This is a genomic window from Paenibacillus sp. FSL R5-0810 (assembly GCF_038002285.1).
GTDB lineage: Bacteria > Bacillota > Bacilli > Paenibacillales > Paenibacillaceae > Paenibacillus_AQ > Paenibacillus_AQ lactis.
The window spans coordinates 1928391-1947184 of record NZ_JBBOCF010000001.1; the positions used below are offsets into that span (position 1 = coordinate 1928391).

The 18794-nt window shown below is 50.6% G+C and carries 18 protein-coding genes; 3 read left to right on the plus strand and 15 right to left on the minus strand.

The window, feature by feature from the left end; all coding sequences use genetic code 11:
- Positions 1–227: 227 nt before the first annotated feature.
- Positions 228–860 carry an SCO family protein gene (locus MKX76_RS08710; protein ID WP_007131325.1) on the plus strand — a complete coding sequence of 211 codons (633 nt, stop codon included), beginning with the start codon at positions 228–230 and terminating at the stop codon, positions 858–860.
- A gap of 102 nt (positions 861–962) precedes the next feature.
- Here the strand turns inward: MKX76_RS08710 and MKX76_RS08715 are convergent, their stop codons facing one another.
- The 15 genes from MKX76_RS08715 to MKX76_RS08785 all read right to left on the minus strand — a co-directional run bounded on the left by MKX76_RS08715 (position 963) and on the right by MKX76_RS08785 (position 16484).
- Entirely contained in the window at positions 963–1409 is a 447-nt protein-coding gene (locus MKX76_RS08715) for a disulfide oxidoreductase (RefSeq protein ID WP_144868519.1), read from the minus strand.
- Positions 1406–1753, minus strand: coding sequence for a c-type cytochrome (locus MKX76_RS08720; protein ID WP_251534954.1), 348 nt, complete (start codon positions 1751–1753; stop codon positions 1406–1408). Before MKX76_RS08720 ends, MKX76_RS08715 begins: the two co-directional genes overlap by 4 nt.
- A 253-nt stretch (positions 1754–2006) precedes the next feature.
- Positions 2007–3728 carry a thiol reductant ABC exporter subunit CydC gene (gene cydC / locus MKX76_RS08725; protein WP_251534956.1) on the minus strand — a complete coding sequence of 574 codons (1722 nt, stop codon included), beginning with the start codon at positions 3726–3728 and terminating at the stop codon, positions 2007–2009.
- Positions 3725–5548 (minus strand): thiol reductant ABC exporter subunit CydD, encoded by a 1824-nt coding sequence (gene cydD / locus MKX76_RS08730; RefSeq protein ID WP_251534959.1) that lies wholly within the window; start codon positions 5546–5548, stop codon positions 3725–3727. Before cydD ends, cydC begins: the two co-directional genes overlap by 4 nt.
- A 69-nt stretch (positions 5549–5617) precedes the next feature.
- Complete coding sequence (locus MKX76_RS08735) at positions 5618–6634, minus strand: cytochrome d ubiquinol oxidase subunit II (protein ID WP_341033472.1); 1017 nt, start codon at positions 6632–6634, stop codon at positions 5618–5620.
- Positions 6631–7995, minus strand: a complete 1365-nt coding sequence (locus MKX76_RS08740; protein WP_341033473.1) for a cytochrome ubiquinol oxidase subunit I — start codon at positions 7993–7995, stop codon at positions 6631–6633. The genes MKX76_RS08735 and MKX76_RS08740 overlap by 4 nt, the downstream gene beginning before the upstream one ends.
- Before the next feature lie 258 nt (positions 7996–8253).
- Positions 8254–8994, minus strand: a complete 741-nt coding sequence (locus MKX76_RS08745) for a CPBP family intramembrane glutamic endopeptidase (RefSeq protein ID WP_341033474.1) — start codon at positions 8992–8994, stop codon at positions 8254–8256.
- Between the two features lie 518 nt (positions 8995–9512).
- Positions 9513–10424: an NAD(P)-dependent oxidoreductase gene (locus tag MKX76_RS08750; RefSeq protein ID WP_445669851.1), complete on the minus strand. Its 912-nt coding sequence runs from the start codon at positions 10422–10424 to the stop codon at positions 9513–9515.
- Positions 10425–10535: 111 nt separating this feature from the next.
- A complete protein-coding gene (locus tag MKX76_RS08755) occupies positions 10536–11483 on the minus strand; it encodes an NAD(P)-dependent oxidoreductase (RefSeq protein WP_341033476.1) in 948 nt (315 codons plus the stop codon).
- Between the two features lie 166 nt (positions 11484–11649).
- Positions 11650–13026 carry a HAMP domain-containing sensor histidine kinase gene (locus tag MKX76_RS08760; RefSeq protein ID WP_341033477.1) on the minus strand — a complete coding sequence of 459 codons (1377 nt, stop codon included), beginning with the start codon at positions 13024–13026 and terminating at the stop codon, positions 11650–11652.
- Positions 13011–13679, minus strand: coding sequence for a response regulator transcription factor (locus MKX76_RS08765; RefSeq protein WP_341033478.1), 669 nt, complete (start codon positions 13677–13679; stop codon positions 13011–13013). Before MKX76_RS08765 ends, MKX76_RS08760 begins: the two co-directional genes overlap by 16 nt.
- A 29-nt stretch (positions 13680–13708) precedes the next feature.
- Positions 13709–14476 (minus strand): lantibiotic immunity ABC transporter MutG family permease subunit, encoded by a 768-nt coding sequence (locus tag MKX76_RS08770; RefSeq protein ID WP_341033479.1) that lies wholly within the window; start codon positions 14474–14476, stop codon positions 13709–13711.
- A gap of 6 nt (positions 14477–14482) precedes the next feature.
- The gene (locus MKX76_RS08775) at positions 14483–15229 is read right to left on the minus strand and encodes a lantibiotic immunity ABC transporter MutE/EpiE family permease subunit (RefSeq protein WP_341033480.1); all 747 of its coding nucleotides are present in this window, start codon (positions 15227–15229) and stop codon (positions 14483–14485) included.
- Positions 15230–15955, minus strand: a complete 726-nt coding sequence (locus MKX76_RS08780; protein WP_445669840.1) for a lantibiotic protection ABC transporter ATP-binding protein — start codon at positions 15953–15955, stop codon at positions 15230–15232.
- 37 nt (positions 15956–15992) lie between these two features.
- Positions 15993–16484 (minus strand): NisI/SpaI family lantibiotic immunity lipoprotein, encoded by a 492-nt coding sequence (locus MKX76_RS08785; protein ID WP_051425036.1) that lies wholly within the window; start codon positions 16482–16484, stop codon positions 15993–15995.
- A 305-nt stretch (positions 16485–16789) separates the two neighbouring features.
- Between MKX76_RS08785 and MKX76_RS08790 the strand changes: the two genes are divergently transcribed.
- Together MKX76_RS08790 and phnC are read left to right on the plus strand one after the other, a co-directional pair.
- Positions 16790–17896, plus strand: a complete 1107-nt coding sequence (locus tag MKX76_RS08790) for a phosphate/phosphite/phosphonate ABC transporter substrate-binding protein (RefSeq protein WP_007131307.1) — start codon at positions 16790–16792, stop codon at positions 17894–17896.
- 123 nt (positions 17897–18019) lie between these two features.
- Positions 18020–18790 (plus strand): phosphonate ABC transporter ATP-binding protein, encoded by a 771-nt coding sequence (gene phnC / locus MKX76_RS08795; RefSeq protein WP_028404249.1) that lies wholly within the window; start codon positions 18020–18022, stop codon positions 18788–18790.
- Positions 18791–18794 lie beyond the last annotated feature (4 nt).

Sequence of the window (18794 nt, forward strand, 5' to 3'; positions counted from 1 at the left end):
CCCTCTCCTGTACCGATGTAATATCCCAGATTGTAGCAAGTTCAATCGTTCGCTCCTATAACTCATAAGAGCTATTTCCATAGTTGAACATCGACACATTTGTGTCGGGAAAGGAAAGGGCTTTATTCCAGAGGGGATTCCATGGCTCTAAGGAGTCATGGTAAGGCAGCACCATTTTCAGTACAATTGAAACCGTTATTTACCAAAGAATATGGAGGATAAACGGAATGTCACGAGCTCGCAAATCTTCAATGCGCCGATATGTTATGGCAATCATCATTCTCTGTATCGCTGCTGTGGGTTACTTGGTGCTGCAATCCTCGTTCCGTTCGGATTCGCTTCCGGTCAAAATGGAATCCCCTGGATTCGCATTAACTGATCTTGAAGGTGAAACCGTAACGGACAAGGATTTCGACGGGAAGATCCGCCTAACCTCATTTATCTTCACACGATGCCCGGACATTTGTCCTGCGACAACCGCGAATATGGTCGCGCTTCAGGCAGAGCTTCAAGAACAGGGACGTTTTGGGAACGGCGTTGAGTTTGTGTCGATCACGTTCGACCCGAATAACGATACGCCTGAGGTGCTGCGGCAATATGCGGATCGAATGGGAATCGATCAGAGCGGCTGGACCTTGCTTCGTGGAGAAGAACATGAGGTGAAGGAGCTTGCTTCCCAGTACAATTTTTCGATCGTACGCCTGGATGACGGCTTGTTTGCGCACTCCGTCACATCACTGCTATTGATTGACGGCCAGCAGCGTGTACGCCGTATTTACCGAATGGGTGAAGATATGGAGAATGATCAGATTTTGGCCGATATCCAGACCTTATTAAAAGAACAGCAGCGGAAATCCTAATCCGGCTGCTGTTCTTGTTCATTTCATGCAATATCGCGCTGTTCATGTCCACGCGCCATGAGGAGAAGCTTCCTCCAAGGATTGATATTTCCTCAAGGGATCCTAGACATGCGCATCCGCTTCTTCATTGCCTTGTTCTTGTTTCTGCGCGCGCACGGCCAGCCCAAGTGCTGCAGCGATCAGCAGGAATGCCGCGAGTGCCAGCATCGGAATGGTCAGCCACCCGAACCAATTCAAGTAGTCGTCCAGGCAAGACACCGGCCCGCATGCGGCGGCATCTGACGAACGCGGAAGCTTTTGAATGATGATATGATAAGTTGATATGCCTCCGCCAATGACAATCAGGGGCAGGATGTAAGGAATAATAAATGTCTGCTGCCTGTAAGCCGCGATACCCAAGAGAATGACTAATGGATACATGAAAATCCTTTGATACCAGCATAAGACGCATGGCGTGAAATGCCATACTTCGCTAAGAAACAAACTGCCGCTAGTGGCCGCAGCTGCTACCAGCCATGCGAATAATAACCAGGCTCCCGTTTTATTCATCGGTTATCGTTTCTTCCTTTCTCTTGTTGTTCGGCCAGCCATGCGGAAACGGATGCAAGATCCTCCTCACTCAGCCGTTTTCCGAAAGCCGGCATGCCGCCCTTTCCATCGGAAATAATCCCGGCGATCTCTTCCTCGGTGAGACGGCTTCCCACGGTTTGCAAATTGGGACCGACTCTTCCTTCAAGCTGATCCCCGTGGCAGGACAAGCAGCGCTGTTTATAAACAGCCGGGATCGGACTCTCCGTGTTTGCCGTCGCTTCACCACTCTTCTCACCCCCGCAGGCTGTCAATAATCCTACGATCACCAATGTCAATATTGGTTTTAACCCAATGGTTTTCATGATGATTCTCCCTTCAACCTTATCTCAAATCCGTTGCATTAACCTTCTCATTGTCTCTCGATTGATAGTTGTTTTAAATGGCTCCTTCGGGCTATAGATGTATGATATTAACCTGTAATGCCGTCACTTCTGTGAAATTTGCGGTTGGAGGATAGATGGCCAATATACAAAAAAATAGCTGTCGAGACATTCTCGACAGCCGGAGCCTGAACAATCGGTTTTTAACGGTTGGTGATTCGTCGCATTTCTATCTTTACGCCTCGTCAATCATTTGCCGCTCAATGAGCTTCATCTCATAAAAATATCCCTTTTGTTCCATCAGCTCCGTATACGTTCCCGCTTCAACAACCCTCCCTTGGTCCAGGACAACGATCCGGTCCATTTTCTCCAAACCGGTCAGCCGATGGCAAATCAGCAGGAGGGTATCATCGGCAGCTTCCGTCAACAAATGCGAGAGAACACGCTGTTCCGTCACGTAATCCAGGGAAGACGTCGGTTCGTCCAGAAGCCATAAACGTCCCTTGCGCAGCATCACTCTGGCCAAGGCCAAGCGCTGTTTCTCCCCATCTGACAAATTCTCTCCTTTTTCATATACGGGATCATCAAGCGATTTGTTCGGAAGCAGCGCTTTCTCCAATACTGCCGCCAGCTCCTCGTCTGTATAGGATTCCTCGTCCAGCAGCAGGTTGTCCCGGATCGTCCCCCGGAAAAAATGGCTGTGCTGCAGCACCACATTCGACGCCTGCCAAATGCTCGCTTCATTCAGATCTTGAACCGATATATCGTTCAATCGGATCTGGCCGCTTGTTGGCACGCGCAGCTTGAGCAGTAAATCGATGAGGGTTGATTTTCCTGAGCCGCTCGGACCGACAATCGCGGTCTTGGATCCCGGCGGAATAGACAGGGTAATGCCTTTCAGCGCAGGACGCCATTCATCTTCATACTGAAACGAAACACCGCACAGCTCGACTGATACGGCTTTATCGGTGGATAAAGCACCGCTTGGCTGGGGCTGCCGCCGATCAGCGTCAAGAACCGTTTCCGCCAGCCTATTGGCCGCATGCTCGCTATCCTGCTTATAAGCAGGAAGTGTGGCCATTGGGGCCGCCTCTTCAAATACAGTCAGCGAAGCCATGACCAGCATGGCGAGAAATACGCCGGCTAGCGAACCGTTCATGATGAATACCGCGCCAAGGACCAGCACTCCCCAGGAAATAAGATAGGCCACGAAAGCATGCAGCGATTGACCGCGCAGCAAGTGGCGCGCTGCCGTCTCCTGCTCGGCCGCCAATGCGGCGGAGGCATCCTGCAGAAGCTGCTCGCGCTTTTTCATTTGCCCGTATACTTTTAGATCGCGGTAACCATACAGCATTTCGGCCACTTCCGTGGACAGCTCGGCCCTTTTCTCGCGTACGCGCCCCTGTCTTCTACGCTGCCCCAGCAGCACGATTCCAGGAACCACAAAAGCCGTAATCAGCATCCCCAGCACGAACAAACAGGCAATCCAGATCGAAAAGACGGAGGTGAATATTACCGTAGCCAGAAACACCATGACAACAATGACCGGAGGATAGGCGACGCGTAAAAAATAATGCTGCAGGCTTTCCACATCCCCAACGATTCGTGCAAGCAGGTCTCCGCTGCGGTTTCTGCCCAAAATGCCGGGGGTCAAAGGAATCAGCTTGGCAAAAAATGAGGTGCGCAGCCGGCTGAGCATCGAGAATGTCGCCCGGTGGGAATACAAGCGCTCGGCGTAGCGGCTAGCCGCCCGCAGCAATCCAAGAATCTTCACGAGGGAGGTTAGGACGATCAAGGTATAGAGCGGCGGGGCAAATACGGTCTGGGAGATCAAATATCCGCTAGCGGAAAACAGGCTTACCCCTGCGATGCCGGCAATGAATCCGCCGACGATTGCGATGGCAATATCCTTCCGCTCCTGAATCATGGCTCTGGTTAGAATCGCCAGCTCACTCATGCAAATCCCCCTTTCCGCTGCGCATTGACCATTTCGGCATACTGGGGCAGCCGTGCAAGCAGCTCCTCATGGCTCCCGCTGTCCAGAAGCACTCCGTCGTCCATATACAATATCCGGTCGGCATGCCGGATCGTGTACAATCGGTGGGCTACGGTAATCATGGTTGCGCTGCCTGCCAGCTCGGCAATGGACCGCTGCAGCACGCGTTCGGTGTGCAAATCCAGTCCCACCGTAGGCTCGTCGAACAAAATAACCGCGGGCCGCTTTAAAAAAGCGCGCGCCAGCGCCAGCCTTTGCTTCTCGCCCCCTGATAACCCCCGGCCTCCTTCGCCGACGGGGGTGTCATAGCCTAACTCCAGTTCGTCTGCAACAACTGCAAGCCCGGTGGCCTTCGCGGCCTCCACCATTTCGTCCCGGGAGACTTCCCGGCTTGCGCCAATTGCAATGTTCTCGGCTAACGTACCGGCAAAAATATAGGGATGCTGCGTAATATAACTAACTTGGTCAAACCATAGAGCCTCGTCCATTTGCCAACGCGGGCGTCCGTTCACCAGCACTTCCCCCGACGTCGGCTTCAGCAGCCCGGCAAGAAGATGCAGCAAGGTGGTTTTGCCGGACCCGCTTTTTCCGACGATGGCGATCTGCTCCCCCGCTCCAAACGATATAGAGCCGACTGCAAGCTCGAACGAATCCGGTGCATACCGAAATCGGACATCTCTCAGCTCGATGGTTGGCGGCATCCGAATCGAGCTCCGATCGGCAAACCCAGGAGTATCCGCTGGATCCATCTGCTCGGTCTGTTGCGTTTTATCCATATTTTCGCCGCCATCCTGCCAATTCGTTAATAAAGCCTCGGTTTCACTTCTTTCCGCGAGCAGCTCCTCAACTTTACGAATTGCCCCCATGCTTGTACGCCCGCTGTGAAAAGCCGTTCCCGTGTTTTTTAGCAGGCTGTAAAACTCAGGCACCAGCAGCAGGATAAAGAACGCGGTCTGAAAGGACAGCGATTTGAAAACAAGCAGCTGCAGGGCCAGCTCAAGCGCAACAATGCCTATGCTCAGCATGACGATGGACTCCAGCATGAAGGTGTTGGTAAACGCAATCCGCAGAATCCCCATCGTGGCATCGCGATAGCCTAAGCTGCTGCGTTCAATTGCCTGCTGCTGGAGGTGAGCCCGCCCGAACAGCTTGAGCGAAACCAGCCCTTGAAGGGAGTCTAGAAACGTGCCGGAGAATTCGGCCAGCTGCGCAAATTTCTCCTCCGATTTGTTCTTTGTTTGCAGCCCAACGAGAATCATAAATATCGGGATAAAAGGAGCTGTCGCTAGCATTATCAAGCCGGAATTCAAATGCTGAGCAAAAACCATAATCAAGATCAGGACAGGAATAACCGCTGCTTCCATCATTCGCGGCATATACTGGCTGAAGTAACTGTCCGCCTCATCCACGGCATCCAGCGCCACACTCACCTTGCCGCCCGTTTGCCCGCGAAGCGACATCGGCATCGAAGCATTGGACAGTTTACGAAGCACCGCTGCTCGCATGCTCGTTTTGGCACTGGAAGCCATTTGCAAGCCGATTCTCCCGTTTCCATACGACAGCAGCGTCCGCGCTGCCATCACGCCAATCAATGCACCAAGAATACCAGCAACCGACGCCAAGGACGATCTCTGAACAAAAATCCTCTCGACTGCTTCGGCGAGCAGCACCGCCTGGACTGTGATGGCTGCACCGAGCGCAAGCGACGTGAACCCTAAGAGGATAAGACGTTTCCTCTGTGCAGACATTTGTTCAGACAGCAGGCTGCTTTTCTTTTTCAAGTAATCTCCACCTCCTGTTTACGCACTCCCTCCAAGGTAATCCTAATTGTAGCGGGACAAGCGCCCACCTTATTTTTTGCCTTTGACATAATCCGCATCAAACAGAAAGAGCCGGAAGACCAGAATCAGGGACGGGATCAGCAGACAGAGCCCGCCGATAAAGGCCGCAACAAGCGCAGCTCCCATCGACTCATGCGTAGCGCCGCTCTGAATGGTAATGTACGGATCCAATATATATGGATACTGCCCGATGCCGTACGCGAAGAACGCGCAGAAAAATTGCAGCATGACGCAAATGAAGGCCAGTCCGTATCGGCGTCCGCTGTACAGCAGCCACAGCGCGATCATGAAGAAACCAACCGACAGCGCCAGCAGCCACCATAAGTCCATCATGTTCTGAAAATGCCGCTCATTATGTTGACTGAGATAAATAAATGCCGTGAGCGCGGCAATAATCGTCGGCGTGCTCCAGAACATGGCATAGGTCCGCATCAGCTTTAGGGCTGGCTGATCGCCTGCCCGGGAAGCGTAGAAGGCCAGGAACGTACCGCTAATAAACAGCACCGATACGATAGCCAGCGCCACGATGCTCCACGACAGCGGGCTTGTGATCAGCGCCCAATAATCCAGCGTAACCGCGCCTCTTGCCTCTGAGATAAAACCGCCTTCGGAAAGCGTCAGTGCGACCGACAAGGATGCCGGTATTAACAAACCTGTAGCCCCGTACAGAAACAGATAGACGATGTTTTCTTTGGAGCCGTAATTCTCGAATGCGTAGAAGGAACCGCGAATGGCCAGCAAAATCACGGCAATGCTCCCCGGAACAAGCAGCGAAGAGCCATAATAATAGGCCGTATCAGGGAAGAAACCGACGATGCCGACAAAGAAAAAGACAAAAAACACATTGGTAATCTCCCAAACCGGCGATAAATAGCGGGAGATCAATCGATTGATCAGATGATCCTGTTTGGTCAGCCGGGCATAGAAGGCAAAAAAGCCAGCGCCGTAATCAATGGAGGCTACAATTAAATAGCCGTATAAAAACAGCCAAAGCACCGAGATGCCTATCAACTCGTAACTGATCATACCGGCTCACCCTTTTCCATGGATTGAATAAACTTCTCTTGCCTTAACGATTCGAGCTCGGCCTCTGCCGGTTTGTTACGGAACAAGCGTCTCAGGACAAAGACACACATCGTGCCGAGCACAATATACAGCAGCAGGAACAGGAAGAAGAGAATCCTCACATTCGGTGATGTCGTAGCCGCCTCCTCTACGCGCATATATCCGCGAATAATCCACGGCTGCCGTCCGAGCTCCGCATAGAACCAGCCCAGCTCAACACCCAGAAACGCCAGTGGGATGCACGCGACGATGGCCCGAAGCAGCCACTTATTGAGCGAATTTCGTTTCTTCCAGAACAAGAACAAGAAATACAGAAATGCGACGGCCAACATCACAAAACCGATCATGGCCATGAAATCAAACAAATAGTGTACGAGCAGCGGCGGCCATTCACCTGGCGGAAACTCCTCCAGCCCCTTCACTTCGGCATCAAAGTCTCCAAAGGCCAGAAAGCTGAGCGCTTTCGGAAGGTGGAGCGCACCCACGATCTTCTGCTCCGCATTCAGCCAGCCCAATAAAATCAGATCCGCACCGCGCTCCGTCTCAAAATGCCATTCTGCGGCGGCCAGCTTCTCCGGTTGATGCTCCGCCAGGAATTTGGCGGACAGGTCCCCGGCTAAGGTGGTCAGCACGCTGAACACCAGAACAACAGCCATCATGAGCTTCAGCGCTTTTTTGTAATAGGCCGATGCTCCTTTTCTCAGAATAACGTAGGCTGCAATTCCCGCCAGCAAGGCGGCTCCCGTCAAATAGGCCGAGGTTAGGACGTGGAACACTTTTGAGGGAGTTGCCGTATTCAGCATCGCTTGCACGGGATCCACGGCCGTAAAGTGGCCAGCCTCCATGACAAAGCCTTCGGGCTGATTCATGAATCCATTCACCGACGTGATGAAAAATGCGGACATGCTGGCCCCCGCTACAATCGGAATCGTCAGCAGCCAATGGATATACGGATTGCGAAACCGGTCCCACGTGTACATATAGATCCCGAGGAAGATGGCCTCAAAAAAGAATGCAAAAACCTCCATAAACAAAGGAAGCGCGATAACATTCCCTGCCAGACGCATAAAGTTCGGCCACACGAGCGCAAGCTGCAATGCAATCGCCGTTCCGGTCACCACGCCCACTGCCACGGAAATGACAAAGCCCCGCGTCCACCTTTTGGCCATGAGCAGGTAATGCGGATCCTTCTTGCGAATTCCGACGAATTCGGCAATGGCGATCATCAGCGGCACCCCGACGCCAACCGTCGCAAAGATCGCATGAAACGCAAGCGTCAGCCCGGTTAGCCATTTGCTCCAAAGCACGGTATCTATAACCAAAATAAACTGCCTCCTTTCAAAACCCTGCACACTCGTTGATCGGGATAAGCCCTAACCAATACATACCCGATATTTAAACGATATTATAACGAAGCAATCTCTCAAATGAATCACGAAAGCGTCTCGTTCATGAAAGCATCGAATCTTTTCGACAACTCGGTGAAAAACAAAAAAACCACTCCATCGAGCCATTGAAGCTTTAGCTGATGTGTGGTATTTGCAGAATCGTATATCTTGTCCAAGCCATAACATACCACGCTATATTAACCCGGAGGCTAATGTGAAAATCGCGAGCCCATGCGTCAAGGTCGATGGAAGGATGCCATATTTCATGCGGACATAAGCACATACGATTCCCTCGTACAAGGTAAATAGTAAAATCGGTCCCCCAATATCCGTTACCGTTAGTGCCAAAAAGATGTGCCCGGTTGCAAAGAGAATTGCCGAAATTACAGCTGCCTTCATAGGTCCGCTAATTCGTTCAAAGTACCCCTGTAAATACCCCCGAAACAGCACCTCTTCCATGAAGTTGCCGGCCAATGCCAGAAAGAGTAACGGAAGCAAAACATAAGGAGGAACCGCTCCTCCTCGCTCTTCCAGATCGATGAAGGAATAGATTAGAGCAAACGGTAGGACGACAATCAGAGCACCCAGCATTCCGGCGAAAACAGAAGCCGCCTTGCCTTTGCCGCACCAGAACAGGAGATTTAATAAAGGTTTATTCGTAACAACGATACTGAAAGTAAGAATGAGCGACATCATGCCAAGCGTGACGAGTAACCACCCATCATCAAGAAATCGAAGCCATACGGTTTGCCCTGTCGCCCCCAGTTTCCAAAAGCCGAGAGGGGTCATGGCATCCCGGATTAAAATGAATCCCAATACGAGAATGAAAAGCCTTGCCTCTACTGTCTGCTTTGGCAACAACAAATACGCCATGATTAACAACAGGATCCCCGGCATAATTCGCAATGAATAGTCCATGAATTGTTCTAACAAGCAGGACAACTTCCTTTCTGTATGATTTTTACTAAACGCTGAGCTCTATCAGGATTGGAATCCAATCCAATATAAAATGCGCAGCTATCCCCCTTTACCGATTGTTGCGCTTTCGCCTCCCCATAACAGTTCCCATCATACAATGTAAAAAACTGGTGGGTCTAGAGAAACAGTTTTGTTATGATCTCTAAAATTAGGGTGTTGGAAAAGATGGTGCCTTCCTAGAAAATAGATAGCTTCAATGAACAATTTTGTAGGAGTGCACAAAACCAATGAAGAACCCTCTCTTCAATGTCATGAGATATTTCATCATTGTCTTCCTGATCAAAAGCACACAAAAACGCATTGTCCCATACAATGCGTTTTGTGTGAATTCTTATTCAATTGAGTTTGCTCAAAGTTCTCATTGGCCTTGTCAATCGTTCAAATCTGCGATGTCGAGCTAATTAAGTTAAGTGCAACAGATGGATTATGACAAGCTGCCTTCATTCCTATGGACCGAACATGTAACGGTTATCCTAGTGTTTTTGGAACATGTCAATTAGGCTCGTGAAGCTATCGCCAGCGTGTCCTCTCGCAACACCGCGTTTGAATACATCCAGGACAGCGGCCGGCAGCGAAGCATCGATTCCTGCTTCATTTGATGTTTGAACGACGTGTTCGACGCTCGCCAGCCCCATCGCAAGTTTCTCCACATCACCGCTGTGTGTCCCCGCGTCAATCCTGGGAGCGTAGAATTCCAGTAACTTCGGCATAGTGGATAGAATGTCCGAAACATAAGGCAGGAGCTGTTCAGCCGTGATTCCGTTTGCTCTCGCCACCGCAACTGCGTGCAGGTTGCTGAGCATAGCGGTCCAGAAGACATCGATTTGCAACTGGTAGTACAACATGGCAAGTCCCGGGTCCTCGCCCTTATAGCTAGTACTGGTCAGCACCTCCAGGATGTTTTGGTAATCGTCGAAGGTTTTCCTAGGGCCGCTATATAGAGTGACGGATTCTTTATTACCGATACCCGGAGGCGAGGCCAACACTCCGCCGGTGAGCTGTACGGCGTTGCGTTCGGCTAACCATTCTGACGCTTCTCGGACTTTTTCAGGGGTATCCGAGCTCAGGTTTACGATAACTTTTCCGGTTAATTGCCCCGAGATCGGTTCGAAAATAGCATACATCGCACGGTAATCCGTTAAGCTGAGAACGATCAAATCATTGGACGTAATCGCTTCGCTGACCGTGGATGCCTTCATCGCACCTTTAGCCATCAAATCATCGGCTTTACTTAACGTGCGATTCCACACAGTCACCTCATAGCCCTTATCCAAGAAAGCGCCGACGATCGCCTTCCCCATGGGTCCTAGACCGATAACCGTAACCGATAAACGACTCCCAACTTGTTCAGTTCCTTGACTGACAGACTTGTTTTTGTTTTTCATATGATGGATGCTTTCCATTTGAATAACTCCTTTCATGGGATCGCCACTAATTACGACGGTTCAGTCTTAAACGCCTATAAAGATGCACAGAAATAATCAAGGTCACGTGTTTTAGTGCTTTGCTTGTTTAAAAAGCTCGGTAACGGCCGAGAAGTCGTCATCGGGGAACCCGGCAGCGACACGTCGATCCATTAGGGATTGGATGGGGTCGAGCAGCTCTGTACTAATCCCTTGGTCCTTGCTGGCCTGCCGGATATTTCTGAAACCAACCTGCTGCATGGCAAGTTTGGCCGAGACGCCAACCGTAAATTCTTTCGTGTCGAACTGGCGGGCTAGATTAGGTATGATGCCGGTAATTGCAGTGAGGTAGGGAATCAAGAGTTCTGACGAGAAAGCCTGTGCCTTGATCCCTTCTGTGGCAACTACCGAGATAGCGTGCATGGCACCGGCGAGCATCCCATACATCGCACCATTCATCGCTAGATCCAGCAAGGATGCTAAACCGGCATCTTCGCCTAAGTAGGTGGACGCGCCCATGACATCCAACAATTCCTTATTGGAATCGAAGGAGTTCTTGTTTCCTCCACTGTAGAGGATAAAAGCATCCTCGGTTCCGATGATTTGCGGAACGGCCATGATACCGGCATCGATATAATCGTAACCTCGATCCTTAGCCCATTGTGCGGTATCACGTGCCTGCTTAGGAGTTCCGTTCGTTAGGTTGAACAGAACACGACCCTTAAGTGCATCACCGAGTGGATCAAGGATTTCATGTACGGCATCGTAATCCAGAACGCACAGGATCACGACCGGGCTTGCCTGTATGGCTTCACGAGGTGTGGCAGCAAGCACAGCTCCCTGCTTCACCAAGGCTTCTGCCTTCGCTGCCGTCCGGTTCCAAACCGTCGTAGGATATCCGTTTTGCAAAAATACATTTGCTAATGCCTGCCCCATCTCGCCAAGACCGATGATGGTCACTGGAGAGAGAGCTTCGTTCTTGCTTTGATCGGTACTCACTTTGATTTCCCCTTTCCCTTGTCGAAAGAAATATCGAACCATATAGAACCGTCTCCTGTTGGCCGCGTTCGTCCTTTATTCTAGACCTTGACACTAGTGTCAAGGTCAAACAAAAAACCACTGATGCTTGATCAGTGGCTTTGTAGAACTGAGATACTCGGTCGAAACGATGGTGCTTCGAAATATATTACCGTTGGTAATGGGACTTTTATTTAAGCCGGGCGGGAATCTCAAGCGTTACCTCAGCCCCGCCTTGAGGCCGATTGGAAAGCTGTAAAGAGCCATGATGGAGCCGTGCTACATTATTGGCAAATGTTAATCCGATGCCGTAGTGCCCTTTAGCTGAGCGGCTTTTGTCCCCCATATAGAACAGCTGAGTAGCCTGCTCCAAACCTTCTGCCGTAAAACCGGGCCCGCTGTCCGTCACTCGAAATTGCACGTGCTGGCCCGATGAGGAGACCGCCATTCGAACTTCTCCACCGTCCGGCGTATGATCCGCTGCATTCGTCAAAATATTCATAACAGCACGATGGATCAGTTCATGATCAAATGCCGGCTCCAGCGTCACTGTCTCTTCCAGGTCGAGTGCAATCTCGATTCTGCGCTGCCCGATATAACCCGAGAAGTCTTGCATCAGCCCAGCTGCAAAATCCCTCAGACAGATGGGCTTGAGCGTTATGTTCATGTCCTGTTCCGTCTTTGAGATATGGATGAGCAGGCTGACATACTGTTCGATCCTGCTGCTCGCATTTAAGATATATTCGGTATATCCTGCATGCTCCTCGCTTTGCTCATCAAGGCTCAGCAGTTCGGCATTTCCTTTGATAATCGTGACGGGGATCTTGATGTCGTGAGCCAACGCACTAATCTGCTCCCGCTTCCGGGTTTCCGTTCTCCACTGGGCTTGAAGCGAAGCTTCCAGCGCTTTTGCCATTTCCTGAAGCGAGGACAAAACATCATCGAATTCCTTAATCGGTGACCTCTCCGCCTCCATACTCAAATCCCGGTTCCGAATCCGCATGGTCAGCTGCTGGATGCGATCAAATTGCCGCTGTAATCTCCTGGCAAAGATCGTAGTCACGGCAAATACGATGCTAACGATCGCTATTATGCCGATGATGAGCGTCGTAAGCTCATAATCCGGAAAATGCGCTCTTAACCATGGCAATGTAAAGCGGGAACGGACCTTATAGTGGAGAACCACATATTCTTGCTCTCTTTCCACCACACGGTAAACGGCCTGTCCCTGATAGGCTGTTCTGTTCTGAATCGCTCGAATGGCCGCCTCCTCCCTGGAAGGATCCAGCGTGCCTTCAACCACTTGAAACGTGCGTTTATCCACCACAACATAAGGAATTCCTTCAGGAATCAGTTCACGGGAAAACGAGCTTGCCTCCTGTATTCGTGGCTCCGCATCGAGAACCCGCCGTTCATCATAATTGGCATGGACGACGAGACCTGCGTTTATCGCCAGTCTGTTAAGAAGAACTCCCAGAAGGACCAATACAATAAGGCAAACGGATAAGAGGATGACATAATGCAGCAGCTCCCGCCTAAGGCTGGATTGTCTTACTCGTTGTCCCATCGGTAGCCTACTCCCCACACCGTTGAGATGGGAGAGACCCCACGCGCCTTGAACTTACTGCGAATCGACCGGATAAACTCCGTAATCGTCGTAAATAAGGCATCTCCATCAATCCCGTAAACCTCCTCATGGATTTCTTCCCGGGTGAACACCCGCTCTCTTCGTCGAACGAGCAGCTCACAGATTTTGTATTCATTCGGAGTCAGCCGTACCTGCTGATCGCCTACCCATACTTCCTTCGCGTCAAAATCAAAGCTGACTCCCGAAACGGTAAGCCTGGACAAGCTTTTCTCCCGTGATTCTCTCCGCAAATGGGCATTCACCCGCGCACTAAGCTCTTTAACGCCGAACGGTTTTGCGATATAGTCGTCCCCTCCATGCATCAGCCCGTTCACCACGTCCTCCTCGTCCGACTTGGCCGTGAGAAAAAGAATCGGGCAGCTGACATACCCTCGAATCTTCCTGCACAATTCGAAACCGTCCACGTGAGGCATCATGACGTCCAACAGGATCAGATCGTATCCTTGAAATGCTTCAGGCTGGATCTCCGTCACTTCCGATCGGGTAATCACCTCATGACGGTCACGTCGCAGAATATTTGCTATCAATGCCAAAATGTCCATTTCGTCGTCGATTGCCAGTATTTTTGCCATCCTTACACCTCTTTCTATGTACAAGCGCCTTATTCATGCGCAGTCTTTCCTTCCCATCGGCGAAACCAGGCGATGCTTACCGCAAGACCGACCGCAGTCAACGAGACGGCAAATCCCATGCCCTGCGCCATCTTGTCTTGCACGTAGTTCGCCATTTCCGGAGCCAAGGAGCCGTCCAATACCATGCCGGTTAAACCACTGAATCGAACTCCCCACGCCCAAGGCACGTACATCCATACCTGATCGCCAAGACCGGTCGCCATGAGCGCAGTCATCAGCAATCCGGCTCCTCCCATAAGGATCGATGCGCCCATCCCGAACACAAACGCAATAAATAAATGCATCATCAGCAGCATGAAATTGGAACATGTAAGCCAGAACCACCCACAAACGTAACTCCAAATAGGAATATCGGTCAAGCCCATCCCCCATTTCATACCCCCGATCCAAAGGATTACGGCAAAGAATATCAATAATCCTTGCAATAAGAGCAACAAAAGCAGTTTGCTCATATATCCGCTAATCCTGGATGTCGTTCCCCCGAGCAGCACTTGGAAATGGCCGGCTTGCCTTTCCTGGTCAATCATGAAGCCAGCCGCAAGTCCTATGAAAAAGGGCAGCGCAACGCCCAAACTCTCCATGTAGAACAAATACATCTGTGAGGAAGATTCTGTCCTGCCGGTAAAATACGCCAGAAAAAGCGCGGCGTAAGCGACGGGAATTGCGGCGAGAATCCACATAAGCTTGGTTCGCTTGAGCTTCATCAGATCGGCTCTAAAACATCTCCATACGTTCATTCCCTGTCAGCGGCCTCCTTTGCCGCTTCGAATTTGCGGACCAAATCGCTGCATCGTCAACATGCTTAGTACCGCCGTAAGTAACAATGACATTCCAACCCCTATCGGCAGAACCTTCATATCCAGCATCGCATGCCCCGGCTCCAGCAATGTCCCATTGGGGTGGACTCCGGCAATCGGAGCCATCAGCCGGATGGACCAGCTCCATGGGCATGCCCACCAGAATGTCCGTGAGGAGAGCGGAATCCCCAGGCCCATTGCACATGCGATGTTGATTCCGATCGCTGCGGCTGCTCCCCATTTTTTGGCGACCCACATGAACAGGGGAATTTCCCAGAGAGTGGTTAGCCACAGCACCAATGCGGACATGAACGTGGCCATCGTAATGATGCTCTCTCCCGTAAAGAGCATGCCGACCGCCCCCAGAACCAAAAGATAGGCCGCGAAGGCTGCAAGAGAGTAGATGCTAATCACGATCAGCTTGGCTAGCCAGATGTTTCGGAGCGAAACCGGAAGCAGATAGACCCCTTGATAACGTGAAGCAAGCTGTTCCTTCTGATGCGTCAGGCTGGCCCATAGAGCGAGCATCAGCGGCAGGAACAGAATAGACCACCAATTAATGGTATTGGATACAAAATACATCGGATTCATAAGCAACGAAAACGCTACATTTGCGATGGGTACCAGAAAGAAAAGCTTCGTTGAAAACGTACGTTTGAGCTTTAGGCGTTCCGATCGTAGATAAGGAATCATCTAAACGCCTCCCTTTCGTCTTGCAGGAGTTGTAGCGACATCCATAAATAGTTGCTCTAAATTTTGTCCGGATTGAACTTCCCCTTCATATAGCAGCTCGCCGTGGTTAATAATACCGATTCGGTCGGCTGTTTGTTCCACCTCGGACAACAAATGACTGGAAAGGATGACGGTCACGCCTTGACGGGGGAAAGAACGGATCAGCTCACGCAGCTCATGGATACCGACCGGATCCAAGCCGTTCGTAGGCTCATCGAGGATGAGCAAACGGGGGCGGTTGAGCAGCGCAATCGCTATCCCAAGCCGCTGCTTCATCCCCATTGAAAAATTCCTTGCTGTTTTTTTGCCGGTCGTCGACAAATTCACCATATCCAAGACTTCTTGAATTCGAGTATCCGGCAGTCCGAGCAATAGACTGCGAACCTTCAGGTTTTCGAAAGCCGTTAAATTTCCGTAAATCGGCGGAGATTCGATCAACGCTCCGATTTGCTTCAAATCCTGCCTGCTCCAGCGGTGACCGTCAAACCAGATGCTGCCGGATGACGGCGCAATGATGCCGGTCAGCATCTTAAGCGTCGTCGACTTGCCCGCTCCGTTAGGGCCGAGAAGTCCATAAATACAGTTTGCAGGCACCTGCATGGAGAGCTCCTTGACGATCTTTTCCTTGCCAAATTGCTTGGAGACCTTCTGCATTTCTAATAAAGGGCCATTAACCATTTTCATCATTCCTATCCTTTGAAATATGTTGAATTGATGCAGTTGTTTACTCTTCACGGACCAGCTCTGCTTCCAGAACCTTCCGGTTAAGCTCAATGATGATCCGGTTAGAGCTCCCCTTGGGTTCTCCTTTATGTCGATAGACGGAACCATACGTCATTGGGCTTTTCTCCCGAATGTCTTTTGGATCAAGGTATAGATAGGGATTCTTCAATTCGTCCTCGGTCCACCTCTTCCCCTCCTGATCCACATAATACGTTTCGCCGATAAAACCTATATGGCCGCCTTTAGACTCCGGATCGGCTTCCCCTTGCAGCTCATACAGTCTTCCGTCGAACACCAGACGGTCCAGTCGCCCTTCATCGATAAGCTGCTCGATCGTAAGGTCCGTTTCCTCGTCGAGTTCCAAGGTATAGTGGGCTGTTTTTTGTGTTTCCTCAACCACCTTTTGCGTGAACTGTTCCAGCCTTTCGCATCCTGTTAGTAGGAGCAGCGCGCTAACCGTAAAGAGGATCCAGCCTTTGGACGTTATCTTCATGTAACAAGCCTCCTTATATCCTGCATGTCAAAGATGATGTTGTAATAACAACGGTAATCGGGAAATATCAGAGAACCATCAAGATTCGAAGATTTTCTTCATGCCATGAAAAAAAAGCCGCCATCAAGGCGACTACTTTTAGTTTACATAATATTTATTATGTTTCTTTGGAAAATCCTACATATTTATAACTGGCTTAACACAAGGTTAATCCATCGATAATAAAGCGATTATACAATTGGGTTGGCTTTCAAGGCCGAGGTCAGCCCGTGTCTTGAGAATCACTATTATAATCAGGGGGACTTATGTTGAAGAAAAAAATGACGCTTGTATCCGTATTCGCTTTGGTTATCGCGCTGCTTGCCGGCTGCGGCTCCAGCTCCAGCTCCGGCTCGGGCAATTCAACGCCTGATGCCCCATCATCGCCGACTTCGACTTCCCAATCCACAGGCGGTTCGGGCACAGCGGCTCAGACAATCGAAGCGCTGAAAATCAGCTTCGTCCCGTCCAAGGATCCGGATCAAATCATTACGGCAACGGATCCGCTCAAGGAATTGCTGAAGAGCCAGCTAGCATCCGAGGGATTTGATGTCGGAAAAGTCAGCATTGATGTAGGAACCACCTATGAAGCCGTCGGCGAAGCACTGACTGCCGGTACAACGGATGTCGGTTTTATACCGGGCGGCACATATGCTCTGTACGATGACGGAGCCGACGTCATTTTGACCGCCACCCGTGCTGGATTATCCAATGACTCCGACCAGGCCAAGGACTGGAACGATAATAAGCCGACCCAGCCGACAAGCGATCAGGCAACGTATTATCGGGCTCTGTTCATTGCAGGTCCATCCGATAAAGGTCAAACATTGGCTGCCAAAATCAACAACGGAGAAGAACTGACATGGGAAGAGTTGAACGATGCGAACTGGGCTGTGATGTCCACCTCTTCTTCCGCCGGATACATTTACCCTACGCTGTGGCTGCAAGACAACTATAACAAAAGCATTACCGACCTTTCCCACGTCGTAACATCCGACTCTTACGGCAGTTCCTTCGCCCGACTGGCGGCCGGACAAGTCGACATTATCGTTGCTTTCGCGGACGCAAGACGCGACTATGAAGAGCAATGGACAAATGAATTCGGCCGTAAACAATCGATTTGGGACGAAACGAATATTATCGGGGTCACTCAAGGCATTTACAATGACACCATTAGCGTCAGCAAGAACAGCCCAACCATGAACGACGAGCTAAAGGCCGCGCTTCAAAAAGCCTTTATCGCCATCGCCCAGACGGAGGAAGGGAAGAACGTGATCGCGGTATACAGCCACGAAGGCTACAAGGAAGCACAGCCTTCCGATTACGACGGCGAGCGCAAAGCGCAGGAGATAATTAAAAACTTGAAAAAATAATAAACACCGCATGATCGTCCAACGACTTTATTCTTTTATTAAAAGTGAGAGCATCAAGCCTTTAACCGATGTTCTCCTTTTTTTCTGTTCAGCAGCTGAATATGCGAGGATTGGAGTTTAGCCATGATTGAGTTTAACCACGTAAACAAGACGTATCACAACGGCACGAATGCACTCAAAAATATCAATCTGAAGATCGAACAAGGAGAGTTTGTGGCCGTAATCGGTTTATCCGGTGCAGGCAAGTCTACGCTGATCCGCTGCATTAATCGCATGCACGATATCACCAGCGGCCACCTTTACGTGAATCATGTCGATGTGTCCAAATTGAAAGGAAAACAAATTCGCCGTTTCCGAAGACGGATCGGGATGATCTTCCAGTCCTTCAATTTGGTCACTCGAATGAGCGTCATCAAGAATGTTCTGGTTTCCTTCGTGCCTGACCTTCCGATGTGGCGCAAGCTGACCGGTGTATTTACCAAGGAACATAAGCTCAAAGCATTGGAGGCTCTCGATAAAGTCGGCATTCTGGATAAAGCATACGTGCGAGTAGACCAGCTCTCGGGCGGGCAGCAGCAGCGTGTAGCGCTGGCGCGAACACTCGCCCAGAATCCGGATATCCTGTTGGCGGACGAGCCGATTGCTTCACTGGACCCGGTAACGTCGAAATTGGTTATGGACGATTTCAAAACCATCAATCAGACCATGAAGATTTCTGTGATCATGAACATTCATCATGTGGAGATCGCGCTGGAGTATGCCGATCGCATTATCGGAGTGCGCGAAGGCGAAATCGTCTTCGACGGAGCAGCCGATCAGGTGACCAAGGAAATCCTCGATAACATTTACGGCAGCAAGTCCAATGAAACTCCATTTTTGGCGGAGGCGAATTAGGCGC

Coding starts and splice junctions, on each gene's coding strand:
- MKX76_RS08750 (WP_445669851.1), bottom strand. CDS start 10,424: ATGAAAAACAAAAACAAGTCTGTCAGTCAAGGAACTGAACAAGTTGGG.
- MKX76_RS08760 (WP_341033477.1), bottom strand. CDS start 13,026: ATGGGACAACGAGTAAGACAATCCAGCCTTAGGCGGGAGCTGCTGCAT.
- MKX76_RS08755 (WP_341033476.1), bottom strand. CDS start 11,483: ATGGTTCGATATTTCTTTCGACAAGGGAAAGGGGAAATCAAAGTGAGT.
- MKX76_RS08775 (WP_341033480.1), bottom strand. CDS start 15,229: ATGATTCCTTATCTACGATCGGAACGCCTAAAGCTCAAACGTACGTTT.
- phnC (WP_028404249.1), top strand. CDS start 18,020: ATGATTGAGTTTAACCACGTAAACAAGACGTATCACAACGGCACGAAT.
- MKX76_RS08770 (WP_341033479.1), bottom strand. CDS start 14,476: ATGAACGTATGGAGATGTTTTAGAGCCGATCTGATGAAGCTCAAGCGA.
- MKX76_RS08735 (WP_341033472.1), bottom strand. CDS start 6,634: ATGATCAGTTACGAGTTGATAGGCATCTCGGTGCTTTGGCTGTTTTTA.
- MKX76_RS08785 (WP_051425036.1), bottom strand. CDS start 16,484: ATGAAGATAACGTCCAAAGGCTGGATCCTCTTTACGGTTAGCGCGCTG.
- MKX76_RS08790 (WP_007131307.1), top strand. CDS start 16,790: ATGTTGAAGAAAAAAATGACGCTTGTATCCGTATTCGCTTTGGTTATC.
- MKX76_RS08765 (WP_341033478.1), bottom strand. CDS start 13,679: ATGGCAAAAATACTGGCAATCGACGACGAAATGGACATTTTGGCATTG.
- MKX76_RS08720 (WP_251534954.1), bottom strand. CDS start 1,753: ATGAAAACCATTGGGTTAAAACCAATATTGACATTGGTGATCGTAGGA.
- cydC (WP_251534956.1), bottom strand. CDS start 3,728: ATGAGTGAGCTGGCGATTCTAACCAGAGCCATGATTCAGGAGCGGAAG.
- MKX76_RS08710 (WP_007131325.1), top strand. CDS start 228: ATGTCACGAGCTCGCAAATCTTCAATGCGCCGATATGTTATGGCAATC.
- MKX76_RS08780 (WP_445669840.1), bottom strand. CDS start 15,955: ATGATGAAAATGGTTAATGGCCCTTTATTAGAAATGCAGAAGGTCTCC.
- MKX76_RS08715 (WP_144868519.1), bottom strand. CDS start 1,409: ATGAATAAAACGGGAGCCTGGTTATTATTCGCATGGCTGGTAGCAGCT.